General features: G+C 65.0%; 21 protein-coding genes. 11 read left to right on the top strand and 10 right to left on the bottom strand.

All coding sequences use genetic code 11. The annotated features are described in order from the left end of the window. The first annotated feature begins 19 nt into the window (after positions 1-19). A complete protein-coding gene (locus ACVWYP_RS38150) occupies positions 20-346 on the top strand; it encodes a DUF2160 domain-containing protein (RefSeq protein WP_304496918.1) in 327 nt (108 codons plus the stop codon). 115 nt (positions 347-461) lie between these two features. Continuing rightward, complete coding sequence (locus ACVWYP_RS38145; protein WP_028338610.1) at positions 462-2,204, top strand: ABC transporter substrate-binding protein; 1,743 nt, start codon at positions 462-464, stop codon at positions 2,202-2,204. A 212-nt stretch (positions 2,205-2,416) separates the two neighbouring features. On the opposite strand, the gene ACVWYP_RS38140 is transcribed toward ACVWYP_RS38145, so the two are convergent. From ACVWYP_RS38140 to ACVWYP_RS38125, 4 genes are all read right to left on the bottom strand, one after another. Beyond that, positions 2,417-3,520 (bottom strand): alkene reductase, encoded by a 1,104-nt coding sequence (locus ACVWYP_RS38140; RefSeq protein ID WP_304496917.1) that lies wholly within the window; start codon positions 3,518-3,520, stop codon positions 2,417-2,419. 85 nt (positions 3,521-3,605) lie between these two features. Then, positions 3,606-4,466, bottom strand: coding sequence for an SDR family NAD(P)-dependent oxidoreductase (locus ACVWYP_RS38135; RefSeq protein ID WP_304496916.1), 861 nt, complete (start codon positions 4,464-4,466; stop codon positions 3,606-3,608). Positions 4,467-4,714: 248 nt separating this feature from the next. Then, entirely contained in the window at positions 4,715-5,218 is a 504-nt protein-coding gene (locus ACVWYP_RS38130; protein WP_304496915.1) for a DUF1993 domain-containing protein, read from the bottom strand. A gap of 354 nt (positions 5,219-5,572) precedes the next feature. After that, a complete protein-coding gene (locus ACVWYP_RS38125; RefSeq protein ID WP_304496914.1) occupies positions 5,573-6,919 on the bottom strand; it encodes a lytic murein transglycosylase in 1,347 nt (448 codons plus the stop codon). A 185-nt stretch (positions 6,920-7,104) separates the two neighbouring features. On the opposite strand from ACVWYP_RS38125, the gene ACVWYP_RS38120 reads away from it, so the two are divergent. Together ACVWYP_RS38120 and htpX are read left to right on the top strand one after the other, a co-directional pair. Next, positions 7,105-8,757 carry an ATP-binding protein gene (locus ACVWYP_RS38120; RefSeq protein WP_304496913.1) on the top strand — a complete coding sequence of 551 codons (1,653 nt, stop codon included), beginning with the start codon at positions 7,105-7,107 and terminating at the stop codon, positions 8,755-8,757. A 252-nt stretch (positions 8,758-9,009) separates the two neighbouring features. Continuing rightward, positions 9,010-9,942: a zinc metalloprotease HtpX gene (gene htpX / locus ACVWYP_RS38115; RefSeq protein ID WP_304496912.1), complete on the top strand. Its 933-nt coding sequence runs from the start codon at positions 9,010-9,012 to the stop codon at positions 9,940-9,942. 203 nt (positions 9,943-10,145) lie between these two features. On the opposite strand, the gene ACVWYP_RS38110 is transcribed toward htpX, so the two are convergent. Beyond that, complete coding sequence (locus ACVWYP_RS38110; RefSeq protein WP_304496911.1) at positions 10,146-11,096, bottom strand: aldo/keto reductase; 951 nt, start codon at positions 11,094-11,096, stop codon at positions 10,146-10,148. A gap of 382 nt (positions 11,097-11,478) precedes the next feature. Between ACVWYP_RS38110 and ACVWYP_RS38105 the strand changes: the two genes are divergently transcribed. Beyond that, on the top strand, positions 11,479-11,814 hold the full coding sequence (locus tag ACVWYP_RS38105) for a GYD domain-containing protein (protein WP_028338617.1): 336 nt from the start codon (positions 11,479-11,481) through the stop codon (positions 11,812-11,814). 569 nt (positions 11,815-12,383) lie between these two features. Here the strand turns inward: ACVWYP_RS38105 and ACVWYP_RS38100 are convergent. The 3 genes from ACVWYP_RS38100 to ACVWYP_RS38090 form a co-directional block, all read right to left on the bottom strand. Then, positions 12,384-13,637 carry a Spy/CpxP family protein refolding chaperone gene (locus ACVWYP_RS38100; protein WP_304500379.1) on the bottom strand — a complete coding sequence of 418 codons (1,254 nt, stop codon included), beginning with the start codon at positions 13,635-13,637 and terminating at the stop codon, positions 12,384-12,386. Between the two features lie 270 nt (positions 13,638-13,907). Beyond that, a complete protein-coding gene (locus tag ACVWYP_RS38095; RefSeq protein ID WP_304496910.1) occupies positions 13,908-14,048 on the bottom strand; it encodes a hypothetical protein in 141 nt (46 codons plus the stop codon). Positions 14,049-14,093: 45 nt separating this feature from the next. Continuing rightward, positions 14,094-15,536, bottom strand: coding sequence for a helix-turn-helix domain-containing protein (locus tag ACVWYP_RS38090; protein ID WP_028338619.1), 1,443 nt, complete (start codon positions 15,534-15,536; stop codon positions 14,094-14,096). 238 nt (positions 15,537-15,774) lie between these two features. On the opposite strand from ACVWYP_RS38090, the gene ACVWYP_RS38085 reads away from it, so the two are divergent. The 3 genes from ACVWYP_RS38085 to ACVWYP_RS38075 all read left to right on the top strand — a co-directional run bounded on the left by ACVWYP_RS38085 (position 15,775) and on the right by ACVWYP_RS38075 (position 17,646). Then, positions 15,775-15,984 (top strand): DUF4170 domain-containing protein, encoded by a 210-nt coding sequence (locus ACVWYP_RS38085; protein ID WP_016839740.1) that lies wholly within the window; start codon positions 15,775-15,777, stop codon positions 15,982-15,984. 311 nt (positions 15,985-16,295) lie between these two features. Beyond that, positions 16,296-16,871, top strand: coding sequence for a hypothetical protein (locus tag ACVWYP_RS38080; protein ID WP_304500378.1), 576 nt, complete (start codon positions 16,296-16,298; stop codon positions 16,869-16,871). Positions 16,872-16,893: 22 nt separating this feature from the next. Further along, positions 16,894-17,646: a glycine-rich domain-containing protein gene (locus tag ACVWYP_RS38075; protein ID WP_304496909.1), complete on the top strand. Its 753-nt coding sequence runs from the start codon at positions 16,894-16,896 to the stop codon at positions 17,644-17,646. On the opposite strand, the gene ACVWYP_RS38070 is transcribed toward ACVWYP_RS38075, so the two are convergent. After that, the gene (locus tag ACVWYP_RS38070; protein WP_304500377.1) at positions 17,643-18,530 is read right to left on the bottom strand and encodes a metallophosphoesterase family protein; all 888 of its coding nucleotides are present in this window, start codon (positions 18,528-18,530) and stop codon (positions 17,643-17,645) included. The two genes, ACVWYP_RS38075 and ACVWYP_RS38070, sit on opposite strands and share 4 nt — an antisense overlap. 147 nt (positions 18,531-18,677) lie before the next feature. Between ACVWYP_RS38070 and ACVWYP_RS38065 the strand changes: the two genes are divergently transcribed. From ACVWYP_RS38065 to ACVWYP_RS38055, 3 genes are all read left to right on the top strand, one after another. Beyond that, complete coding sequence (locus ACVWYP_RS38065; protein WP_212057488.1) at positions 18,678-19,166, top strand: NUDIX domain-containing protein; 489 nt, start codon at positions 18,678-18,680, stop codon at positions 19,164-19,166. Positions 19,167-19,205: 39 nt separating this feature from the next. Beyond that, complete coding sequence (locus tag ACVWYP_RS38060; RefSeq protein WP_304496908.1) at positions 19,206-19,718, top strand: GNAT family N-acetyltransferase; 513 nt, start codon at positions 19,206-19,208, stop codon at positions 19,716-19,718. A 113-nt stretch (positions 19,719-19,831) separates the two neighbouring features. Beyond that, positions 19,832-20,149 carry an EthD family reductase gene (locus ACVWYP_RS38055; RefSeq protein WP_225158578.1) on the top strand — a complete coding sequence of 106 codons (318 nt, stop codon included), beginning with the start codon at positions 19,832-19,834 and terminating at the stop codon, positions 20,147-20,149. 195 nt (positions 20,150-20,344) lie between these two features. On the opposite strand, the gene ACVWYP_RS38050 is transcribed toward ACVWYP_RS38055, so the two are convergent. Then, positions 20,345-22,711 carry a TonB-dependent receptor gene (locus ACVWYP_RS38050; RefSeq protein ID WP_304496907.1) on the bottom strand — a complete coding sequence of 789 codons (2,367 nt, stop codon included), beginning with the start codon at positions 22,709-22,711 and terminating at the stop codon, positions 20,345-20,347. Between the last annotated feature and the right edge of the window lie 54 nt (positions 22,712-22,765).

Below are 22,765 nucleotides of genomic sequence, written 5' to 3'. Positions count from 1 at the left end.
GTGTGGAGGGATTTGAGTCATGGAATCCATCGCATGGATGGCCTGGACGCTGCCGACCGCGATCTTCTTCGTGCTGCTGGCCTCGACGCTCGGCGTGATGACCTTGCTCGCGGCGGTCTATCCCGAGGCCGAGCGGGTCGGCGTGCTGCGCATCCCGACCACGCGCGGCGATCGTTTGTTCATTTCGCTGGTGCTGGCGGCGGTGATCCACCTGGTGTGGATCGGCCTCGTCGGCACCGATCCGATCCTCACCCTGCCGATCGGCGAGGGCGTGGAAATTTCGAGCCTGTGGCTCGCAACGCTGATTTCGCTTCTTTCAGCCGTGGCGATCTTTCGCACCGTCTGACGAAAGCGAAGAAGAGCAGATCCGGGGTCAACCCGGGCCTGGGGTTTTGTTTGTCGCTGCAACCGGAGGAATCATAATGCGACATTTGAGAACGACAAAGGATAGTCTTTTGACTATGACCAGCGCCGCCGCGCTGATCGCAGCCTCGCTCGCGGTCGCCACGCCGGCCCGCGCCGCCGACGATGCCGTGATCCAGAAGTGGATCGCGGAATTCCAGCCCTCGACGCTGTCGAAGGAAGACCAGAAGAAGGAGCTCGAGTGGTTCGCCAAGGCCGCCGAACCCTTCAAGGGCATGGAGATCAACGTCGTCTCGGAAACGATCACGACGCACGAATATGAATCGCAGACGCTGGCCAAGGCGTTCTCCGAACTGACCGGCATCAAGCTCAAGCACGACATCATCCAGGAAGGTGACGTCGTCGAGAAGCTGCAGACCCAGATGCAGTCGGGCAAGAACGTCTATGACGGCTGGATCAACGACTCCGACCTGATCGGCACCCACTTCCGCTACGGTCAGACCATCATCCTGTCGGACTACATGAAGGGTGAGGGCAAGGAGGTCACCGACCCGATGCTCGACGTCGATGACTTCATCGGCAAGTCGTTCACCACGGCGCCGGACGGCAAGCTCTACCAGCTGCCCGACCAGCAGTTCGCGAACCTCTATTGGTTCCGCTACGACTGGTTCACCAACCCCGAGTACAAGGCCAAGTTCAAGGCCAAGTATGGCTATGAGCTCGGCGTGCCCGTGAACTGGTCGGCCTATGAAGACATCGCCGAGTTCTTCACCAACGACATCAAGGAGATCAACGGCGTCAAGATCTACGGCCATATGGACTACGGCAAGAAGGATCCCTCGCTCGGCTGGCGGTTCACCGACGCCTGGCTGTCGATGGCCGGCAACGGCGACAAGGGTATCCCGAACGGCCTGCCGGTCGACGAGTGGGGCATCCGCATGGAAGGCTGCCGGCCGGTCGGCTCCTCGGTCGAGCGTGGTGGCGACACCAACGGCCCGGCCGCGGTTTACTCGATCACCAAATATCTCGACTGGCTGAAGAAGTATGCCCCGCCGCAGGCCCAGGGCATGACCTTCTCGGAAGCAGGGCCGGTCCCGGCGCAGGGCAACATCGCCCAGCAGATGTTCTGGTACACCGCCTTCACCGCCGACATGGTGAAGCCGGGCATCGCCGTGATGAACGCGGACGGTACGCCGAAGTGGCGTATGGCTCCGTCGCCGCACGGCTCTTACTGGAAGGAAGGCATGAAGCTCGGCTATCAGGACGCCGGCTCCGTGACGCTGTTGAAGTCGACCCCGCCGGATCGCCGCAAGGCTGCCTGGCTCTATCTGCAGTTCATCATCTCCAAGTCGGTGTCGCTGAAGAAGAGCCATGTCGGTCTCACCTTCATCCGTGAGTCCGATATCTGGGACAAGTCGTTCACCGAGCGTGCGCCGAAGCTCGGCGGCCTGATCGAGTTCTACCGTTCGCCCGCGCGCGTGCAGTGGACCCCGACCGGCAACAACGTGCCGGACTACCCGAAGCTCGCGCAGCTGTGGTGGCAGAACATCGGCGATGCGTCGTCCGGTACCAAGACGCCGCAGCAGGCGATGGACGCGCTGGCCGCGGCCCAGGATTCGGTGATGGAGCGTCTTGAGAAGTCCGGTGTGCAGGGCGCCTGCGGACCGAAGCTGAACAAGAAGGAATCCGCCGAGTTCTGGTACAAGAAGGCCGAGAAGGACGGCACCATCGCTCCGCAGCGCAAGCTCGCGAACGAGAAGCCGAAGGGCGAGACGATCGATTACGACACGCTGATCAAGTCGTGGCCGGCCAACCCGCCGAAGCGCGCCGAAGCGAAGTAAGGCGTACCAGCCCACGCCATCCGAAGACGACGAAAGGCCGGGAGCGATCCCGGCCTTTATGTTTAGTCACCTCGCCCCGCTTGCGGGGAGAGGTCGGATTGCGAAGCAATCCGGGTGAGGGGGCTCTCCGCATATCCGTCTCTCGAATTTGTGGAGAGAGCCCCTCACCCCGACCCTCTCCCCGTAAGGACGGGGAGAGGGAGCACACCATCTTACTCCGCCGCCTCGGTCGCCTTCAGCGTCGGATAATCGGTGTAGCCCTTGGCGCCGCCGCCGTAGAAGGTCGCCTTGTCCCACTCGTTGAGCGTCGCGCCGGTCTTGAGCCGCTCGACCAGATCGGGGTTGGAGATGAACGGCTTGCCGAACGCGATCAGGTCGGCCGCGCCGGCCTCCAGCACTTTCTCCGCCAGCGCGAAATCGTAGCCGTTGTTGGCGACATAGGCCTGCTTGAAGCGCTTGCGCAACGAGGCGTAGTCGAACGGCGCGATATCGCGCGGGCCGCCGGTCGCGCCCTCGACGACGTGGAGATAGGTCAGCTTCAGCGCACTGAGCTGGTCGACGATGTAGTCGAACAGCGCTTGCGGATTGGAGTCGGTGATGTCGTTGGCCGGCGTCACCGGCGAGATCCTGATGCCGGTGCGATCGGCGCCGGCCTCGATGGCGACCGCCTTGGACACGTCCAGCATCAGCTTGGCGCGGTTCTCGATTCCGCCGCCATAAGTGTCGGTGCGCTTGTTGGTGCCGTCGCGGGCGAACTGGTCGAGCAAATAGCCGTTGGCGCCGTGGATCTCGACGCCGTCGAAGCCGGCGGCCAGCGCATTCGCCGTGCCGCGCTTGAAGTCCTCGATGATCCCCGGAATCTCCGACAATTCGAGCGCGCGTGGCTCGGACACGTCGGCAAACGTGCCGTTCACGAAGGTCTTGGTCTTGGCTTTGATCGCGCTCGGCGCCACCGGTGGGCCGCCGTTCGGCTGCAGTGCGACATGCGAGATGCGGCCGACATGCCAGAGTTGGATGAAGATGCGGCCGCCGCGCTCATGCACCCGATCGGTGACCTTGCGCCAGCCCTCGACTTGTTCCTTCGAATAGATGCCGGGCGTGTCCTGATAGCCCTGGCCCTGCTGCGAGACCTGGCTCGCTTCGGTGATCAGAAGGCCGGCGGAAGCGCGCTGGCCGTAATAGTCCACCGCGAGCGGGCTCGGCACCATGCCGGGCGGCACCGCGCGGTTGCGCGTCAGTGGCGCCATCACCAGGCGGTTCGGCAGCGTCAGCGGGCCGAGCTTGTGGGGCTCGAGAAGTTTGGTCGATTGGCTCATGTAAATGTTCCAGAGAATGACTGATGAAGGAGAATTGTGCATTGCCGCGACGAGCGCAATGCCCGAGGCATTCGCGCTCCGCAGGCTAGCTGCGCACAATTCCGCCCATGTGGCCGGCATCGAGGAACAGGGTGTGCGCGTTCACGTAGGACGATTCATTCGAAATCAGGAACAGCGCAGTATAGGCGACCTCCCAGCCGGTGCCCTGGCGGCCGAAAGGCACTGTCACGGCGCGGTCCGATCGCCTGCGGCTGGCGTCACGGCCCATCGGCGTGTCCATGAAGCCGGGCGCGATCACATTGCAGCGAATGCCCTTGTCCTCGCCGGCCCGCGCGATCGCCCGGCCCAGCGCGATCTGCGCCGCCTTGGAGGATTCATAGGCCGGGTTGCGGCCGCCGGCGCGCTGGCTCGCCATCGACGAGATCAGGATGATCGCGCCGCCCGGCGCCATCACCTCCAGCGCCTTCTGCGCGAACAGCATGTGGCTGCGCACATTGACGGCGTAGTCGCGGTCCCAGGCTTCGGCCGTCATCTTGGGCAGCGACAAGCCGGAGGAAATTCCGACGTTGAGCGCCAGCCCGTCGAGCCCGCCGAGCCTTTGTGCGCAGCGTTCGACCGCGGGCGCGATCGCCGCGACGTCGGAGACATCGACCACATCGGTGAAGGCCTTGCCGCCTTCGCCGGTGATCTGCGCGACGGTGTCGTCGGCCGCGTCCTTGTTGACGTCGAGGCAGGCGACCGCAGCGCCCTCGCGCGCGAACAGCACGCTCATGGCGCGGCCGTTGCCGATCGGCGGCGCTTCATCCACCGTGGTGCGCTGTCCCGCGCCGACCACGATAATGCGCCGCCCGGCGAGGCGGCCGTGGTTTTTCGCCAGTCCCAGCGCTTCGGCATGCAGCGAGGCGGACGGATCGATGGCTTTCGGTGCGTGGGTTGTGGTCGACATGGCGTGCTCCCTGACGTCTTGTTGTTGTCAGGGAGCAGTAGCACGGCCGCGGATGCGAGGCGACGTGTCGCGCCGCAGCCTAGGCGAAGGCGGAAAATCCCGCGCCGGGGAATATCGATCACCCCGGCCCTTGTAGGTCCTCATCCTGAGCAGCCGCGAAGCGGCGTCTCGAAGGATGTGGCCCGAGTGGGGCCTCATGGTTCGAGACGCGCGACGACGTGCTCCTCACCATGAGGGAACGAAGCACGTCAGCTCACGCCGAGGAAATCGCGCTTGCCGATCTCGACGCCGTTGTGGCGCAGGATGTCGTGCGCGGTCACGGCATGGAAGTAGAAGTTCGGGAACGAGAACGCGCTGAGGAATTGCTGACCCTTCAGGGTCATGGTGCGATCGGGACCGATCGGGAAGGTGACGTCCCGGGCGTCGGCGCCGTCGAACTGCGCCGGCATGAACGACTTCACATAGTCGATGGTCTTGGCGAGCCGCTGCTTCAGTTCACTGATGCTCTTCTCGGTGTCGGGCGTCGACGGCACCTCGCTATGGGTCAGCCGCGCGCAGCCCCGTGCGGCGTGATCGCAGACCAGCTGCACCTGCTTGGTCAGCGGCAGCATGTCGGGATAGAGCCGCGATCCCAGCAGCACCTCGGGCGCGATCTTCTTGGCCTCGCAATGCGCCTCGGCCTTGGTCAGCTCGCCGGTGAGGCTGTTGAGGATCTGCAGGTAGGCGGGGACGACGGCGTCATGAAAGGACATGTGATGCTCCCTGTTCTGATGAAATCCGGATGTTACCGAACGGCGATGCTGCAAGTGGGGCGGCAAGGGGAAGAATACAACTGCGGGGAGCTGTAACACTTGGTCAAATATTTCCCGGCCGCGCCCCGTCTTGGACCCGTCATCCTGAGGTGCGATCGCAGCGAGCCTCGAAGGAAGTACGGCCGGGCTGGTGGCCGTCGACCCTTCGAGGCTCGCTCCGCTCGCACCTCAGGGTGACGGATCGTACGAGGTCGCGTAGCCCGGATGGAGCGCAGCGCAATCCGGGAAGGCGCATCGGGGCTTGTCCCGGATTTCGCTGCGCTGCATCGGGGCTACGGAAAATGGGCGTTTGCTCTACCGCATCCCCGGTGCCGCAGCATCGGCGGCCGGCTGGGTGCGCGGCCCGCCGCGCATCCGCGCCAGGAGCTCCGCGGTCGGCCAGGAATCCGCCGGCAGGCCGTATTTCAACTGCATCGCCTTCACCGCGCTGCGGCTTGCCTGTCCGAGCACGCCGTCGATCTTGCCGACGTCGTAGCCGGCGCGCGCGAGCAGTCCCTGCAGCTCCTTGATCTCGCCGAACGGCAGTTGCGCGACCGGCGCGTGCGGCCGCTGCATCGGCGGTGCGCCCGCGATGCGGCCGGCGAGATAGCCGGCGGTGGTGGAATAGATCAGCGAGTTGTTCCACTCGGTGTAGGCGGCGAAATTCGCATAGGCCAGGAACGCCGGACCCATCCGGCCCATCGGCAGCAGTAGCGAGGCCGGCATCTCGTCATTCGGCAATGACTTGCCGTCGGTCAAGCTGACGCCAAGCGACGCCCATTTCGAGCGCGGCAGCTTGATGGTGAGATCAGCCTGGTCCCACGGGAAATTGGCCGCCTGCGGCACGCGCACCTCCTGCAGCCACGGCTCGCCGCGCCGCCACTTCAATCCGGTGGCGATGTAGTTCGCGGTCGAGCCGATCACGTCGGGGCCGCTTTGCAGGAGATTGCGGTGGCCGTCGCCGTCATAGTCGACCGCGTAGTTGAAATAGTGCGTCGGCAAGAATTGCGTCTGGCCGAGCTCGCCGGCCCACGAGCCGATCATCTCGTCGGGCGTCAGGTCGCCGCGCTCGATGATCTTCAGCGCGGCGATGGTCTCGCCCTGGAACATCTCCGAGCGGCGGCAATCATAGGCCAGCGACACCAGCGATTTCAGCGTCGGAAGATTGCCCATCTGGACGCCGAAATCGCTCTCCAGTCCCCAGAACGCGGCGATCACCGCCGGCGGCACGCCATACTCCTTCTCGGCGCGAGCGAACGCGGCCGCATAGGTCCGGATGTATTGCTGGCCCTGCTGCATGCGATAGTTCGCGGCCATGCGGCCCGCGAACTGGGTGAAGATCTGCCCGAACACGCGCTGGCCTCGGTCGCGGTTGACGATGCCCTGATCGTAGATCAGGTAGGGCGCGGCCTCCGCGATCGTGCGCTGCGAGACGCCGGCGGCGATCGCCTTCTGCTTCAGCTCGGCGAGGAAGCGATCGAAGTTTTGCCCGTTGTGGCAGGACGCAGCCCTCGGCGTGGCGACGGCGGCAGGGCGCGGCCTGACTGGCGCGGGATTCAAGGGGCTGGGCAGCGGCTGCTGAGCCGAGGCGAGGGTGGAGAGCGCCAGCGCCCCCGCGATCGCTGCGATCATGATCGGGGCACGGAGGGGAGAGGCTGGCATCGATGTCACCGGCTGGAAAAAGGGGAATTGAAGCCCAATCTGCATACACCAGGGCGACACCGGGCAACAACGGGGGTGCCGCTCTTAGACCAATTGAGCTGAGGTAGGTTCAGCCGCCGCCGCTATGATCGGCCGGTGATTCGCGGGCAGGGGTGTCGGCGGATCGATCACGCCCGGAGGGACCCATGTGGAGTTTTCTCGAGCGTCTCTTGGATTCGTCGACGTTTTCGCCGCACGGCATCTGCCTGTTGTGGGAACCGGAGCTGATCTGGCTCCACGTGATTTCAGACGCGATCATTGCCGCTTCGTATTTTTCGATCCCGTTTGCGCTGGCGATCCTCGTCTCCAAGCGGCGCGATTTCCAGTTCGGCTGGATGGCCTGGCCGTTCGCCGCGTTCATCCTCGCCTGCGGCCTCACCCATGTGTTCTCGATCTACACGCTGTGGGTGCCGATCTACGGTATCGAGGGCCTGCTCAAGGCGCTCACCGCTGTCGCCTCGATCTTCACCGCCGTGCTGCTCTGGCCGCTGATCCCGCGGATCCTCGCGATCCCGACCGAAGAGCAGTTGCGCGAGGCGCATGTCGCGCTCGCCGAGGAGGGACGGCAGCGCCAGCGCTCGGAATTCCTGCTCGAGCGTTTCCGCGAGGCCGAGGCCAATGAGAACAAGACCCGCCAGGCGCAGAAGATGGAAGCGGTCGGCCAGCTCACCGGTGGCATCGCGCACGACTTCAACAACATCCTCACCGTCATCACCGGCACCATCGACATCCTGGCCGAGGCAGTCACCCACAACCGTCAGCTCACCGAGATCACCTCGCTGATCCGCGACGCCGCCGAGCGCGGCGCATCGCTGACGCGGCATCTGCTCGCCTTCGCGCGCAAGCAGCCGCTGCAGCCGAGCGACGTCGACGTCAACGCGTTGATGGTCGACACCATCGAGCTGCTGCGGCCCACGATCGGCGACCATGTCGACATCGATTTTCGCTCCGCACCCGATCTGCCGCGCGCACTGGTCGATGGCAACCAGCTCGTCACCGCGATCATCAACCTTGCGCTCAACGCGCGCGACGCGATGCCGAAGGGCGGCCGGCTGACGATCGAGACCCGCACCGCCGAGCTCAAGCCATCGGACGTGAACGGCCATGACGGGCTTGCCGCCGGCGATTATGTCGCGATCGCGCTGACCGACAACGGCCGGGGCATTGCGGAAGCCGACCTGGCCAAGGTGTTCGAGCCGTTCTTCACCACCAAGGACGTCGGCAAGGGCACCGGGCTCGGGCTGAGCATGGTCTACGGCTTCGTCAGGCAATCCAACGGCCACGTCGTGCTCGACAGCGAGGTCGGCCGCGGCACCAGGGTGATGCTCTATCTGCCGCGCGCGGCGGTGGTCTCGCCGGCAGCAGTGCCCGAGCGGCGGCAGCCGGACGCGCGCGGCGCGCGGGAAATCGTGCTCGTCGTCGAGGACGACAAGCTGGTGCGCTCTTATGTGCTGACCCAGATCGAGAGCCTCGGCTACACCACGCTGTCGGCCAATAATGGCCGCGAAGCCCTTGCCGTGCTCGACAGCGGCGCGCCGATCGATCTCTTGTTCACCGACGTCATCATGCCGGGCGCGATGAACGGGCGCGACCTTGCCACCGAGGCGCGGAAGCGCCGCCCGGGTCTCCGCGTACTGTTCACGTCGGGCTATACCGATGACGCCATCGACCAGGACGGCAAGCTCGAACAGGGCATCCTGTTCCTGGCAAAACCCTACAGCCGCGCCGAGCTCGCCCGCATGTTGCGCATCGCACTGCGCGAGGACGAAGCGGTGATCGCGCAGGAGCCGGCGGCGTAGCGTGCTTCCGAACCGGCGGCGGAGGCACGATCTCGTAGCCCGGATGAGCGAAGCGATATCCGGGGCGGTGCCCCCCGCATGTCGCTTCGCTCATGCGGGCTACGAACTGCGGGTGACTGCTTGCAGGTGACCGATTGTTAACCCGCGCCGCGTCGCTGCGACGCACTGGTTCCCCTTGCGGCTTCAGCGTCAAAATCCCTACCTGAGCGGCGTCAGTTGTGGCAGCATTCCGTCTGCCGTCAGGGAACCACGATGAACTATTTCCGCACCGCGCTCCTGCTTGCCGGCCTCACCGCCCTGTTCATGGGGGTCGGCTATCTGATCGGCGGCGGCACCGGCGCCGTGATCGCGCTGATGGTCGCGGCTGCGACAAATCTGTTCGCCTACTGGAATTCCGATCGCATGGTGCTGTCGATGTACGGCGCCCATCAGGTCGATGCGGGCTCGGCGCCCGAACTCTACAATCTCGTCGCCGAGCTGGCGCAGCGCGCCGCGCTCCCGATGCCGCGCGTGTTCGTGATGGACGAGGCGCAGCCGAATGCGTTCGCGACCGGCCGCAATCCGGAGAACGCGGCGGTCGCCGTCACCACAGGCCTGATGCAGCAGCTCAGCCGCGAGGAGCTTGCCGGCGTGATCGCGCATGAGCTTGCGCATATCAAGCACCACGACACGCTGACCATGACGATCACGGCGACGATCGCCGGTGCGATCTCGATGCTGGCACAGTTCGGCATGTTCTTCGGCGGCAACCGCAATAACAACGGCCCCGGCATCGTCGGCTCGATCGCGATGATGATCCTGGCGCCGCTCGGCGCCATGCTGGTGCAGATGGCGATCAGCCGCACCCGCGAATACGCCGCCGACAATTACGGCGCGCGCATCGTCGGCCAGCCGATGTGGCTTGCCTCGGCGCTCGCGAAAATCGAGAACGCCGCTCACCAGGTGCCGAACATGGAAGCCGAGCGCAATCCGGCCACCGCGCATATGTTCATCATCAACCCGCTGTCGGGCCACGGCGTCGACAACCTGTTCGCGACCCACCCCTCGACCGCGAACCGCATCGCCGCGCTGCAGCAGCTCGCCGCCGAGCTCGGCACCCAAACCGCGCCGCGCCCGGCCGGTGGAAGCTATCCGCCGCGCAGCCCGTGGGGCGGATCGTCGAGCCAGCGCGGCCCGTGGGGATAGGCGAGGTGAGGCGGGATTGAACGGCAGCCGCGAAGGCGGTGTGCTCCCTCGCCTCGTTCTTACGGGGAGAGGGTTGGGGTGAGGGGCTGTCTCCGCAGATCCGGCGATAGCTGCATTCGCGGAGGCTCACCCTCACCCGGAACGCATCTAGCGATGCGTTCCGACCTCTCCCCGCACGCGGGGCGAGGTGAAGTGGAGCCGCGCTACGCGCTCGCGGCGTCCAGCCGTTCGACCTGGTCCTTGCTCAACTCAAGTTTGGTCGCCGCGACCAGCGTTGCGACCTGCTCGGGCCTGGTGGCGCTGGCAATCGGCGCGGTGACCGAGGGTTTTGCCATCAGCCAGGCGAGCGCGACCGCGGCCGGCTCGGCGCGGGTTTCCGCGGCGACCTCGTCGAGACCGGCCAGGATGCGCATGCCGCGCGGGTTCATGTATTTCGGAATGCTGCGTGCACCGCGCGGGCTCTTGGCGAAGTCGCTCTCCGAGCGATATTTGCCGGTCAAAAATCCTGCGGCGAGCGAGAAGAACGTGATCACGCCGACGTCGTTCGCCTCGCAGACACGTTGCAGCGCGCCTTCGTAGCTCGAGCGCTCCGCCAGGCTGTATTCGGGCTGCATGCTCTCGTAGCGCGGCAACCCGTTCGCCTTGGCAATGTCGAGCGCACTTTGGAGCCGCTCCGCCGAGAAGTTCGAGGCGCCGATCGCCCTGACCTTGCCGGCCTTGATCAGTCTGTCGTAGGCCGCGAGCGTCTCTTCCTGCGGTGTCGTCTCATCGTCCTTGTGGGACTGGTAGAGATCGATGAAATCGGTCTGCAGCCGCCGCAGCGAATCCTCGACGGCGCGCGCGATGTAGTCCGGCTTCAGCCCGACATTGCCGTCTCCCATGTCCATGCCGACCTTGGTGGCGAGGATGACGCGGTTGCGGTTGCCGCGCGCCTTCATCCATTTGCCGATGATGGTCTCGGATTCGCCGCCGCTGTGGCCCGGCACCCAGCGTGAATAGACATCCGCCGTATCCAGGAAGGTCAGCCCCTGATCGAGCACGGTGTCGAGCAGGCGAAACGACGACGTCTCGTCCACGGTCCAGCCGAATACATTGCAGCCGAAGCACAGGGGAGGAACAGTGAGGCCGGAGCGGCCGAGCGCGCGATGCTTCATGAGTTTTCTTTCGCTTGTTCTTGGTGGCGGGCGCCGGACACTGAGGCAGATCGCCCTTGTTTGCAAGGCGTTGTGCCTGTCGCATGATGTGAGGCAAAGGGTGCGGGTGAGGTCGGGGTTGGTCGTGGACACACCATGCTCGCTCGTGTGTCAGGCAGGCTGCCCTACAGGCGGTCTCGATAGAGCGCGATTTCATTTGCCGGCTATTTGATGTAGATTGCGCAGTGAGCTGCCACCGGTTGCGCCGAAATCCGGAGAATGAGCGGCAGCGCGACTGGCCATCGGCAGGCCATTTCTTCCCATTTTTCAGTACGAAATGCTCTGCCCGGGCCGCGTGCCTGGGTGAATGTTTTTTTCATTCCAACCAAACGGAGCGATTGCCATGCATTTCTGCTTCTCTGGTGAATACACCCCGCGTTCCCTGAACAACATCATGGAAAACCCGACGACCAATCGATACGAGGCCGCGAAGAAGTTGATCGAGGCCGCCGGCGGGAAACTGATTTCGATGTACAGCACGGCGACCGATGGCCCCGGCGTGATGGTGATCTTCGACGTGCCGGATCCGAGCTTCGCGCCTGCGGTCAGCGGCGTGGTCGTCGCGGCCGGCGCCATGCAGAATGTGCGGCTGATCCGGCTCTTTACCCAGGACGAGATCAAGGTGGTGCGTCAGCACGCGACCAAGCTCAAGGCCGCCTACACGCCGCCCGGCGGTTAGCAGGCCGAGCGATCCAAAACGGCGCAGATTGATCTGACGCTGTCGTCTCTCTCGCGCGGCTGCGCTTTCCGGCGCGCCGCGCGAAGGCGAGGGCCGTTGCGCGCCACAGATCCGGGGCGCGGTCGACGGATGGGCAGTCGCTCAGGCGGATGTCCTGCGCGCATGCCGGCTCGCAAGCCCCGGCTGGTTGTGCCGTCGCATGACGTCCGCCGCCTCGCTCGGCCTCCGCTTGGGCAAGTCGAGCGCGGTACGCGCTAAGGCGCGATGAGATCAGGGCGTGTACTCATGAATTCTTCGCGTCCGCTTTGATCTCGGAAGCTGAGGTTGAGGCCGACATCGCCGCATGTCGGCCTTGGGCCAATAAGCAACATCCAAAGAAGTTCAGTTGACTATGTGCGGGCCTCAAAGTTCATGTTGAACGGCGTCTCGGTCGCGCGACCGAACTACTTAGAGCCCGCCCCTATAACGCATGCCCGCATGTACAGCCCTTCTTAGCGGACGACTAGCAAATGCGACAGGGGATGCGAAGTATCGCCTTGGCCGACCAGCGCCGCTTGGGGATGGAAAAATCACACCCCCCGCTTCTTCAGACCGAGCCCCTCGAACTGCGTCTTCTGCTCGTCACTCAGGTTCCAACGGAAATCGTCGACCGCGTCGTTCACGCTGATGATCGCCTCTCTCATCGCTTCCAACCGCGCCTTTGCGGCCTTAAGGCGGGCCGGCGGGGTGAGCGCGTCCTTTGGCGGGCATGGGTTTAAGGCTTCCATGGTGCCCATCGTGGTATCCTGCACCACTTCGAGCGCGGCCCGTTGCGTATCGTTCAGTTTCAGGCTGGCGACGATGTCGTCGAGGGGCCATTGCTGGGCGACGAGCTGGCGGTATTGCTTTTCGGCCTGTTGCTCGTCTTGCGGTTCACGGCTCGCCTGGCAGGCGGCGTCCTGCATCTCCTTCAGCTTCGCGGCCGCAGCGTTAGCGCGGCGGTCGCGTTCGGGCGTGTTGAGCTGGGCCTTCTGTTCATCGCTTAGGAGATCGTAGAATTTTTGAAATGGCGGCATAACGGTCGCAACTGCGCTCAGCATCGCGTTGACGCGGCTCTGCATGGCCGCGAGTCGCTCCAGCGCGGTGGTTGCGGTCTGTGCTGGACAGGAAGCGCGGATGGTGTTGCCGGCGGAAATCCAGGCGCTCGCGAGCTCGTCGAAGGCTGCGCGCTGCGCCTCGTTCGCCGCGACCGCCAGGCCGATCCGCTCGAGGGGAAGGCCGGTCGTCTCGGCGGTGTCGCCGCTACAGAATTCCTGCACCGAGGGCGCTTTGCGATGCCGCCTCCCGGCGGGGCGCTCGGCCGCAAACGCTGAGAGATCGCTCGCAGCGTAAGGCGAGAAGATCGCGGCGTAGAGATCGCCGTAGCCATAGGCCCAGAAGCCGCTGCCATCATTGAGAAGCACGTAGTCATAGAGATCGCTATAGGCAAACGGCCAGAAGAGCGGACCGACCCAGCCGTATGAACCGTCGGAGTGCTGCCACCAGCCTTGCGCAGCTCGGCCGCCCTGCCAGCCGGCCAGCGCGGCGACGGCAGTGAGCTGCGCGCGCTCACTCGGGCCGATCGACTCGGCGGCGGGGCGAAGATCTTGCGGTCTTAGAGCAGCCATGCGGACGCGGCTGTGGCGCGCCGCCATGCGTGCGTGGCGGAGACCTGCGACCGACAGCACGCCGGCCATCGCGAAGCGCGCGACACTCACGGGGCCGCCAACGCGCAGGCGGAAACCCGCGTCGGCCGCGCTCGGCAGCGCTCCCAGAACGCCAATTGCAACGCCGGCCGCAGCCATTCCAAGGCGGGACTTTGACATGATCTCTCCCTCGGTCTCTCCCTTGGCGGCCCAGGCCACATCGCGTCACAAATATGACTCGCAGCGGAACCGAAAGTTCCTCCCGCCGTTTTCATTGGGTGAACCTACGGTCAGGTCACGACGTCAACGGATTAGTCGCGTCGAGTACACGCGCTGGGTCGAATCGTCATCGCGCTTTAGTTTGGTGTGTGATTCGCGCAAACGCGTTGTCGCGAGGGAAAGCCGCTTCGCACTTTTCCGGATCCTGCTTTAGCGCACGTCGTCCTCGGTCGAATCCTCCTCCGTTTTCGGCGGCCAGGCGCCGCGCCGGACCAGCGCCTCGTGCAGGCGATGTGCACGCTGTTCGTCGCGCCCGATGGCTGCAAAGGTGGTCGAGGGCGCGATCAGCAAGGACGGCTGGTGCAGGGCCTTTGCCGCGATGGATTGAGCCTTGGCTCACAACTCCCGCGCATTCGAGAACGCGAACGAAGACACCCGCCGCGTCGTCTCGTCCAGGATCAGGGTGCGCGTGATCGGCGGCTCGGCGCGCTGGCTGCAATTCTCGCGCTCGCAAAGCCGGCAGTTGACGCCGATCGGGGTGCCCTCGACCTTTTCCAGATCCATGCCGGTGGCATAGACGAGTTTTGCCGCATGACGGATTTCGCAGCCGAGCCCGATCGCAAAGCGCGGCTGCGGCTGCGGGTAGGGCGCCACCGGCCGGCGCACCATCTGCGCGATCGAGAAGTAGCGCGTGCCATCCGGCAATTCGATCACCTGGCTGAGCAGGCGATCCGGCATGTCGAAGGTCGAGTGCACGTTCCAGAGCGGGCAGGTGCCGCCGAACTTGGAGAACGGGAAGGTGCCCGAGGAAAACCGCTTCGACACGTTGCCGGCATTGTCGACGCGGAGCAGGAAGAACGGCACGCCGCGCGCGTTCGGCCGTTGCAGCGTGGTGAGGCGGTGGCAGACCTGCTCGAAGCCGGCGTTGAAGCGCTGCGCCAGCACATGGACGTCGTAGCTCAAGGCTTCAGCTGCGGAATGAAACGCCTGATAGGGCATCATCGCGGCGGCTGCGAAGTAATTGGCGAGCGTGATGCGGTAGAGCCGGCGCGCGGTGTCGTCGAGCGGGCCGGCGCGGCTGACGATGGCGTCGATCGCGGCGCCGCACTCGACAAAGCCGATCTGCAGCGCAAGCTGGAAGCTGCGGCCGGAGCTGTCGACCAGTTCGGAGATCAAGAGCTGCCGGCGGTGCCGATCGAAGCGGCGCAGCGTCTCGCGCATCACGTCGACCGGCATCACGCGGGTCAGGATCGAATGTCTTTCGCGCAAGCGCGTAGTCAGCGCCGTGAACAGGCCTTCGGTCGGCACGTTGAGTTCGTCGCGCAAACTCTCCGCGGCGGTCTCGAGCTCCGGAAAATAGTTGCGGTTGGCCTCGATCAGGTCGCGCACCCGCTCGATCGGATTGGCGTCGAATTGCGAGCCTTCGCGGTCGGCCATCTGCGCCGCCACCAGCGTCTCGCCGCGGCGCGCCTCGGTGTAGGCGGCATAGAGCCGCTGCAGCGCATGCGTCACGCCGGGGCAGAGCTCGGCGAGGTCGCGCAGCTCCTGCTTCGGCAGGTCGATCTGGCGGAACAGGGGATCGGAGAAGATCTCGTTGAGTTCCGCGAAGAAGCGGTCCTCGTCGGCGGTGGCGAGGTCGCGCAAGTCGAGGTCGTAGGTCTCGGCCAGCCGCAGCAGGATCTGCGCCGTTACCGGGCGCTGGTTGCGCTCGATCAGGTTGATGTAGGAGGGCGAGATGCCGAGCCCCTCGGCGATCTGGGTCTGCGACAGCCCCAATTGCTGGCGGATCCGCCGGAAGCGCGGACCGACGAACAGCTTCTTTCCGGACTCACCGGGCATGGCAGGCTTCCTGACCTATTTTGTGACAAAATTCACAAATCGACATTTATTACAAGTTCAGATGTTACATGACATCACCAATAAAAAACAAGGCATCTGTACGAACTTCGCGTTTTCGCGTTTATCTCCTGACACGCAGTTCGCAATGCCATGTCAAGAATGTCGATGCGAACAGGTTGCGGGGATCAGGTGCAGGCGGCTGGGCAAAGGCAGCCCGATTTTTTGAAGGAGACTGACGATGAGCAAGGGCAGCAATTTCTGGGTGATCGGCGGCGAGTTCGGGTCGATGAATTTCCACAAGCTGGTCGAAGGCTCAGCCCAGGTCCGGGGTCCGTTCAAGACCCGCAAGGAAGCCGAAGAGTGCTGGAAGGAAGTCTCGGAAGAGAGCCGCCACAAGGCTGGTGTGCGCTTCTCCATCGTCGAGGAGCCGTCGCGGGTTTCGGCCTGAACGAGCATGATCGGGAAAAGTGGGAACCGGTTTTCCCTCGCGACTAACGCAAGCGTTTGCGCGGAGATCATGCTCAAACAAGAGATGACGTCGCGATACGCAATCGCATCCTAACGCAGCTGAAAAACGTCCAAGGACGGCGGCCCCATCCGGTTTCATCCGGGTGGGGTCGACCGCTTTTGGGACAGCGTCAGGTCTTTGATCTGGGGATAAGTGGCGGTCTAAGTGCTTGGGAACCAACGCCCTTTGCGGACATCTTGGTTGCTGATAGGTTAATGCGCAGGAAACCCGTCACCACGAGACCGCAAGGCATGTCCGATCCGCAGAACACCGGCAGCGAGGCGCGCGAGATGCGGCCGACGTTGCGAGAGGCGCTGCGGCGGGCGCGGATCGAGGCGGCCGATCGCACCGGTGTCGTCGTCGAGTTGCGCGACGCCGAGGTGGCGCGGCTCGAGATCCTCAACGATGCGCTCGATCCGTTGTTCGCGCAGGTGCCGGACAAGGTCGATCTGTTCGACCGCGGCATCAGCCAGGGCGAGACGCCGCGGCTGTGGATCGACGTCGTCGCGCATGTGCTGATGGGGCGCGACAAGCGGATCTACCGCTTCGTGCAGGACACGAGGTTCGGCCGCATCGTGCTCGCCGAATCGCATGACGTCGCCGCGATCGTCGATGCCGTCACCGATTATGTCGCGCGCCGCCTGATCGAGCGCGAGCATGCGATGGTGGCAACGCCGCTTCCGGTCGCCGAGCCGACGGCGCCGCCGCCCGTCCCGGTGGTGGCGCCGAAGCGCCGCGGCGGGGTCGGCATGTTCGTGTTCGGCTTCGTCATGGGCGCGCTCGCGCTGTTCGGCCTCGCGCTGTTTGCGAGCTTGCAAAACTTCTAGCCGCTCGAGGGGCGGGGGCATCGTGGTCATAACACCCGCCTCGGCATTTTTCGGCGTCCTGGCGGCCGCCGCGGTGGTCGGCAGCGCCGTGCTGTTCGGCAAGTGGCAGACATTGCGGCGCGCCGAATACATCCGCACCTTTCACTGGCCCGCGGGCCTGTTGGCGCGGCTCGAGAAGCGTCACCCCGGCTTCACCCGCAAGGACAGCGCGCTGGTCTCGCGCGGCCTGCGGCAGTTCTTGCTCGCCTATCTGATGAGCGGCAAGCGTTACGTCTCGATGCCCTCGCAAGCGGCCGACGACCTCTGGCACGAATTCATTCTCTACACCCGCGAGTATGATGCGTTCTGCCGCCGCGCCTTCGGCAGCTTCCTGCATCACACCCCCGCGGTCGTTCTGGTGAAGGAGCGGCGCAGGAGCAATGAGGGGCTGCGGCGGGTTTGGTGGTATTGCTGCAAATACGAGAACATCGATCCGGTCAGGCCGACCCGGCTGCCGCTGCTGTTTGCGCTCGACGCCAAGCTGAACATCGCGAACGGCTTCATCTATCACACCGACTGCGAGGCGCTGCGCCGCAGCGGCATCGGCGGTAGCAGTCCCTATTGCGGCGGCGATTTCTCCGACGCGTCGATCGACGGATCGTCAGCGGGTTTCGGCGATGCCGGCAGCGACGGGAGTGGTGGCAGCGATGGCGGTGACGGCGGCGGCGATGGTGGCGGCGGTGACAGCGGAGGCGGCTGCGGCGGTGGGTGTGGCGGCGGCGGGGGCGGCGATTAGGACAGTCGTACTTGCTTCAATTCGCGAATGCCGTCGTGATCGCCGAGGCCGCGCACGGTCTGCTCGCAGCGCCAGGCATTGCCGTCACGCTCGATCAAGAACAAATTGTAGGCCGCCGCCGGATAGTGCTTGCGCGCAAGCGCCGATGCCGACGGCACGCCGATCGCCGGGATCTTCCGCTCCGGGCCGTCGAACCACATCGTCGAATGGATGTGGTCGTGGCCATGCAGCACCAGCTCGACGCCGTGGCGCCTGAGCAGCGCGAGCAGCTGATGCGAATCGGTCAGGCGCTTGGCGCGGCCGTCGGAGTGCAGCGGGTGATGCACCAGGAGGACGCGGAAGGCGTCCTCCCGCGACAGCTGCGCGAGGATCGCATCAAGCGCATCGAGCTGGGGATGGCCGAGCCAGCCAGTCGCCATCAGCGGTGGCGTCGGCACCGCCGAGGAGACGCCGATCAGCGCCAGCGGCCCGCGACGGCGCACGAACGGAAAATGCGTTGCCGCGCCATCGGCGTCGCCGCGCAGATAGTCGCCGAAGTGACTGACGAAGCGATGCCGGGTCGCGCGCACATAGGCGTCGTGGTTGCCGGGGATCACGGTGACGTCGGCAGGCGAACCCACGCCCTCCAGCCATTGCCGGGCCGGATTGAACTCGGCATCCAGCGCCAGATTGACGAGGTCGCCGGTCACGGCGATATGGTCCGGCTGCTGCGCCTGCATGTCCGACACCAGCGCGTCGAGCACGTCGCGGCGGTGATATTTGTGACGGTTGCGCGTCCAGTTCAGGTAGCCGAAGGCGCGCTTGCCGGCCAGATCGCGCAGCCGAGCCGCCGGCAGCGGCGGCAAATGCGGGTCCGACAGATGCGCGAGGCGGAACGCCGCCATCATGCGATTCCCTTCGGATTGTCCGCGAAAAGTGGCCGGCAGCCGGTCATGTCGTGCTATCCCGAACGTCCTGCCCTGTATTGGCAAGAGCTGCGCAGGCGCGCAAGGATCAAAGCACGGATCAAACACGATGATGTCGAGGGTTCAGTGACGGTCCTGCTCGATTTACGCAAGCGCTACGAGCCGCAGATCAGGTGGGTGTTTCATTTCTACTGGCGGCTGGTCCGCAGCATGACGCTCGGGGTCCGCGCCGTCGTGCTCGATGCCGACAACAGGGTGTTCCTGGTCAAGCATAGCTACGTCCATGGCTGGTATCTGCCCGGCGGCGGGGTCGAGGTCGGCGAAAGCTTTATCGAGTCGCTGCGGCGCGAATTGGAGGAGGAGGGGCGGATCGAGCTCAAGGGCGAGCCGGTGCTGCACGGCATCTTCCACAACAGCCACGTTTCGCCGCGCGATCATGTCGCGGTCTACGTCGTCAGGAACTACCGGCAGGACCGCCTGCCGGAGCCGAATCGCGAGATCGTGGCCTGCGGCTTCTTCGATCCGGCTGATCTGCCTGACGAGACCACCCCCGGCACGCGGCTGCGGATCGCGGAGGTGCTCGAAGGCAGGCCGCCGACGGCGACATGGCGGTGATGGACCGCGCCCGCGCCAGATGCTATCCCGCGCCCCACAATGACCGAATTGTCCCTGACCATCTTGCCCGAGACCCCGAAAGACGCCCAGGCGATCGAGCGCCTGCACGAGCGCACCTTCGGGCCCGGCCGCTTCGTGCTCAGCGCCTACCGGCTGCGTGAGCATGTCGATCATCTGCTCGATGTCTCCTTCACGGCGCGGATCGCCACGCTGCTGGTCGGCTCGGTGCGCCAGCTGCCGATCACGATCGGCGATACGCCGGCGCTGATGCTTGGGCCGCTAACGGTCGAGCCGCCGTTTCGCAGCCGCGGCGTCGGCCGTGCGCTGCTCGAGCGTGCGATCAACGACGCCCGCGCCGAGGGCCACCGGCTGATCGTGCTGGTCGGCGACGAGCCATACTACGCGCGGGTCGGCTTCAAGCCGGTTCCGAAGGGGCAAATGACCATGCCCGGTCCGGTCGATTACAGTCGCCTGCTTGTCATGGAACTGGTCGACGGCGCGGCCGAGGGCGTGTCCGGACCGATCCAGCCTGACTGGAGCAAGGCGATCTGACGTTCTCGCGAGCGTCGCCGGAACTGTTGCGCGCTATCGGAAACTAAAGCACAGTTGAGGCAAGCGCCGGGACAAGACCGGCGCATGTCATATCAACAGGGAGAGTGCGCGTCATGATCAAGGTCAGTGTGATGTATCCGAACAATCCAGGCGCACGCTTTGATCACGACTATTATCGCGACAAGCACATGCCGCTGGTGAAGGCGCGCCTCGGCGACGCATGCAAATACTACACCGTCGACAAGGGGCTCGCCGGCGGCGCCCCAGGGCAACCCGCAACCTATGTCGGAATGTGCCACATCTTCTGCGACTCGGTTGAGGCCTTCGCGGCCGGCATGGGCAAGCACGCCCAGGAGATCATGGGCGACATCCCGAACTACACCGATCAGCAACCGGTGATCCAGATCAGCGAAGTCGTCGTCGGCCACTGATCGTCGACGCGGGCGGCAAGGCTCACACGCTCGTCCATCGGACATGTTCGTAGCCCGGATGAAGCGAAGCGAAATCCGGGATCGGCAACCGCGGACACAGTGTTCCCGGATTGCGCTGTTCCCGGATTGCGCTGCGCTCCATCCGGGCTACGCGATAAATCCCTCTGCCGCGAACGGCAGAGGGACCCGCTTGGCTCAGAACTTCAGGTTGGCGAACGCTCGCACGCCGAGGCCCGGCATCAGCACCTCGTCCTTGGTGTAGGAGACGGAGTTGCGGATGTTCTGGTTGAGCAGATTGTTGCCGACCAGACCAAGCGTCATCTCGCGCGCGCCGATCCATGACGAATTCAGCTTGGTGTTGTAGGTGATCTCCGCGTTGAGGAGATTGTAGCCCGCGGTCGGAGTCTCTCCGATGACAGCGATGTCGTTCTGCGCGAAGGCGTGCACCAGATTGATGCGGGTCAGCCAGTTGCTGTCGCGCCAATAGAAACCGCCGCCGAGCCGCACCGGTGGAATCCGCGGCACGTTGCTGCCGTCGGTGAAGGTGGCGCGCACCACGTCGAACTGGTTCTCGATGCCCCAGATGCCGCCGTTGAGCGGGCCGATGTCGAACTGGCTCTGGAATTCGGCGCCGCGGAAGATCGCGTCACGCTGCGAATAAACCGCCTGCCGCGCCTCGTTGTTGGGATCGCCATTGCCGCAGGAGTCGAAATCGTCGCCGCACATCACCCCGGTCAGGCGGCGATAGATGAAGTTGCTGAAGCGGGTGTAGTAGGCGGTGGCCTCGAAGCGGAACGGTCCGGTCGCCTTGCGCAGGCCGATCTCGACCGATTTCGCGGTCTCGATGGTCAGGTTCGGATTGCCGATGTCGAAAGTCGCGGTCGCATCATGCGCGCCGCGCGAGAACAACTCCGCAGGCTTCGGCGCGCGTTCGACATATTGCGCCGTGATGCTGCCGACGAGATCGCCGGGCAGGTTCTGCAGCAGCCCGATGCTGCCGCTGACCGGCGTGTAGGATGGATTGCGCGCGATCGAGCTCTGCGGTGCGCCGTCGGGGAGATAGTCCGCCGGGAAGTTCGGCATCGATCCGTGCAGGTCGACATGCTCGATGCGGCCGGCGATCTGCGCCTTGGTCGAATCCGTGAATTTGAACTCGTTGAACACGTAACCGGCGACCCGGTTGTTGTTGTTCGGACTCCACAGGCCGTTGAACAGCGAGGTCGGATCGTCCGGGCTCGGCGCGGTCAGTTCCTGATGCCCGGCCTGCACGCCGAACGCGGTCGTCACCGTGGCGAAGCGCGCGTTGAACGGCATCATCTGCACCTCGACGCGGGCTTCCTGCTCCTTGTTGGTGAAGGTCTGCCGCACGCCGTCGCTGAACAGGTCGGTCGGATCGGCAAGGCCGAGCTCGTTGTGGTGATAGTCGGTCGCGCCGACCCAGAACCGCACGGCGTCGATCGCTGCAGCGTCGGGCCGGTACTCGCCCTTGACGGCGATCTTGGTCTGGTGCGCGTCGATCCGGGTCTGATGATCGGCGCCGTCGATGCCGGGGATATGGTAGAGCGAGTCGTTCTGGGTGATCGCCGCGCCGATATAGCCGCCCTGGAAGAAATAGGAGGCGCCGACCGACGCGCCGTCCGACTGCGTCGCGGAGTTCGGCTGACGGCCGTTGAATGGCTGGCCGGGCACAAATAAATAAGGATAGCTGGGGATGCTGTAGTCGCTGGTGGTGCGGCCATAGACATCGGCATGCACGGCGACATTGTTGCCACCGGCGTCCAGCAGCATGCCGCCCTCGACGCCGCGATTGACCGAGCTGACCGAGGTGCGGGTCTCGACATTGAGGCAACCCGGCGCGCCGGCGTCGGCCAGCGGAGCCTTCACCGGCAATCCGTAGGACTGAAACGGCGTCGCCGCGCAGGTCGGCATCGCATCGGGAATCCGGTTGTTGGTGGCGCTGACGACGCCGCCGATCGAGGTCGAGCCGTAGCGCAGCGCGGCCGGGCCGCGCACCACTTCGATCTGGTTGGTCGAGAGCGGATCGATCGGGACGAAATGATCCTCGCCGAGATCCGACACGCCGCCGCCGCCAAGACCGTTTTCGACGATGCCGACGCGGTTGACGTCGAGGCCGCGGATGATCGGCCGGCTCGACGCGCCGGGCGCGAAGCTCGAACCGGTGATGCCGGGCTTGGAGAACAGGAGATCGCCGAGCGTGGCGGCGCCGGATCGCCGCAGTTCCTCGTTGGGTATCACGGTGACGGTGGCGAACTGATCGGTAACCACAGGCAGCACGCCCTGCTGCGGTGCCGGCGCGGGTGCCGCAGGCGCCGGTTGCACGGCCGCGGCGCGTTCGCGGTTGCGGCTCGGCGCGGCCCGGACAACATGGCTCGGCGTGCGCGTTGGCGCGGTCCGGTGCCGTTGGATCGGGCTCGGTGCCGTCACGGTGATGTCAGGGAGTTGCGTCGGCGTGTCGTCGGCCAGCGCATTGTGGCTCATCGCGCCCAGCAATAGCCAGCTCACGCTCCCGATGTGGAGTGCTCGTTTCTTCTGAAGTGTCATTGTCCCGATCCAGGCCCGTCGAAATAACGGATCGATTCCGATTTGCCCCGCTGG

The sequence above is a fragment of the Bradyrhizobium sp. USDA 3262 genome (genome assembly GCF_054060035.1).
Note: the sequence above shows the minus strand (reverse complement) of the source record. Positions and strands in the feature narration are given on the sequence as shown.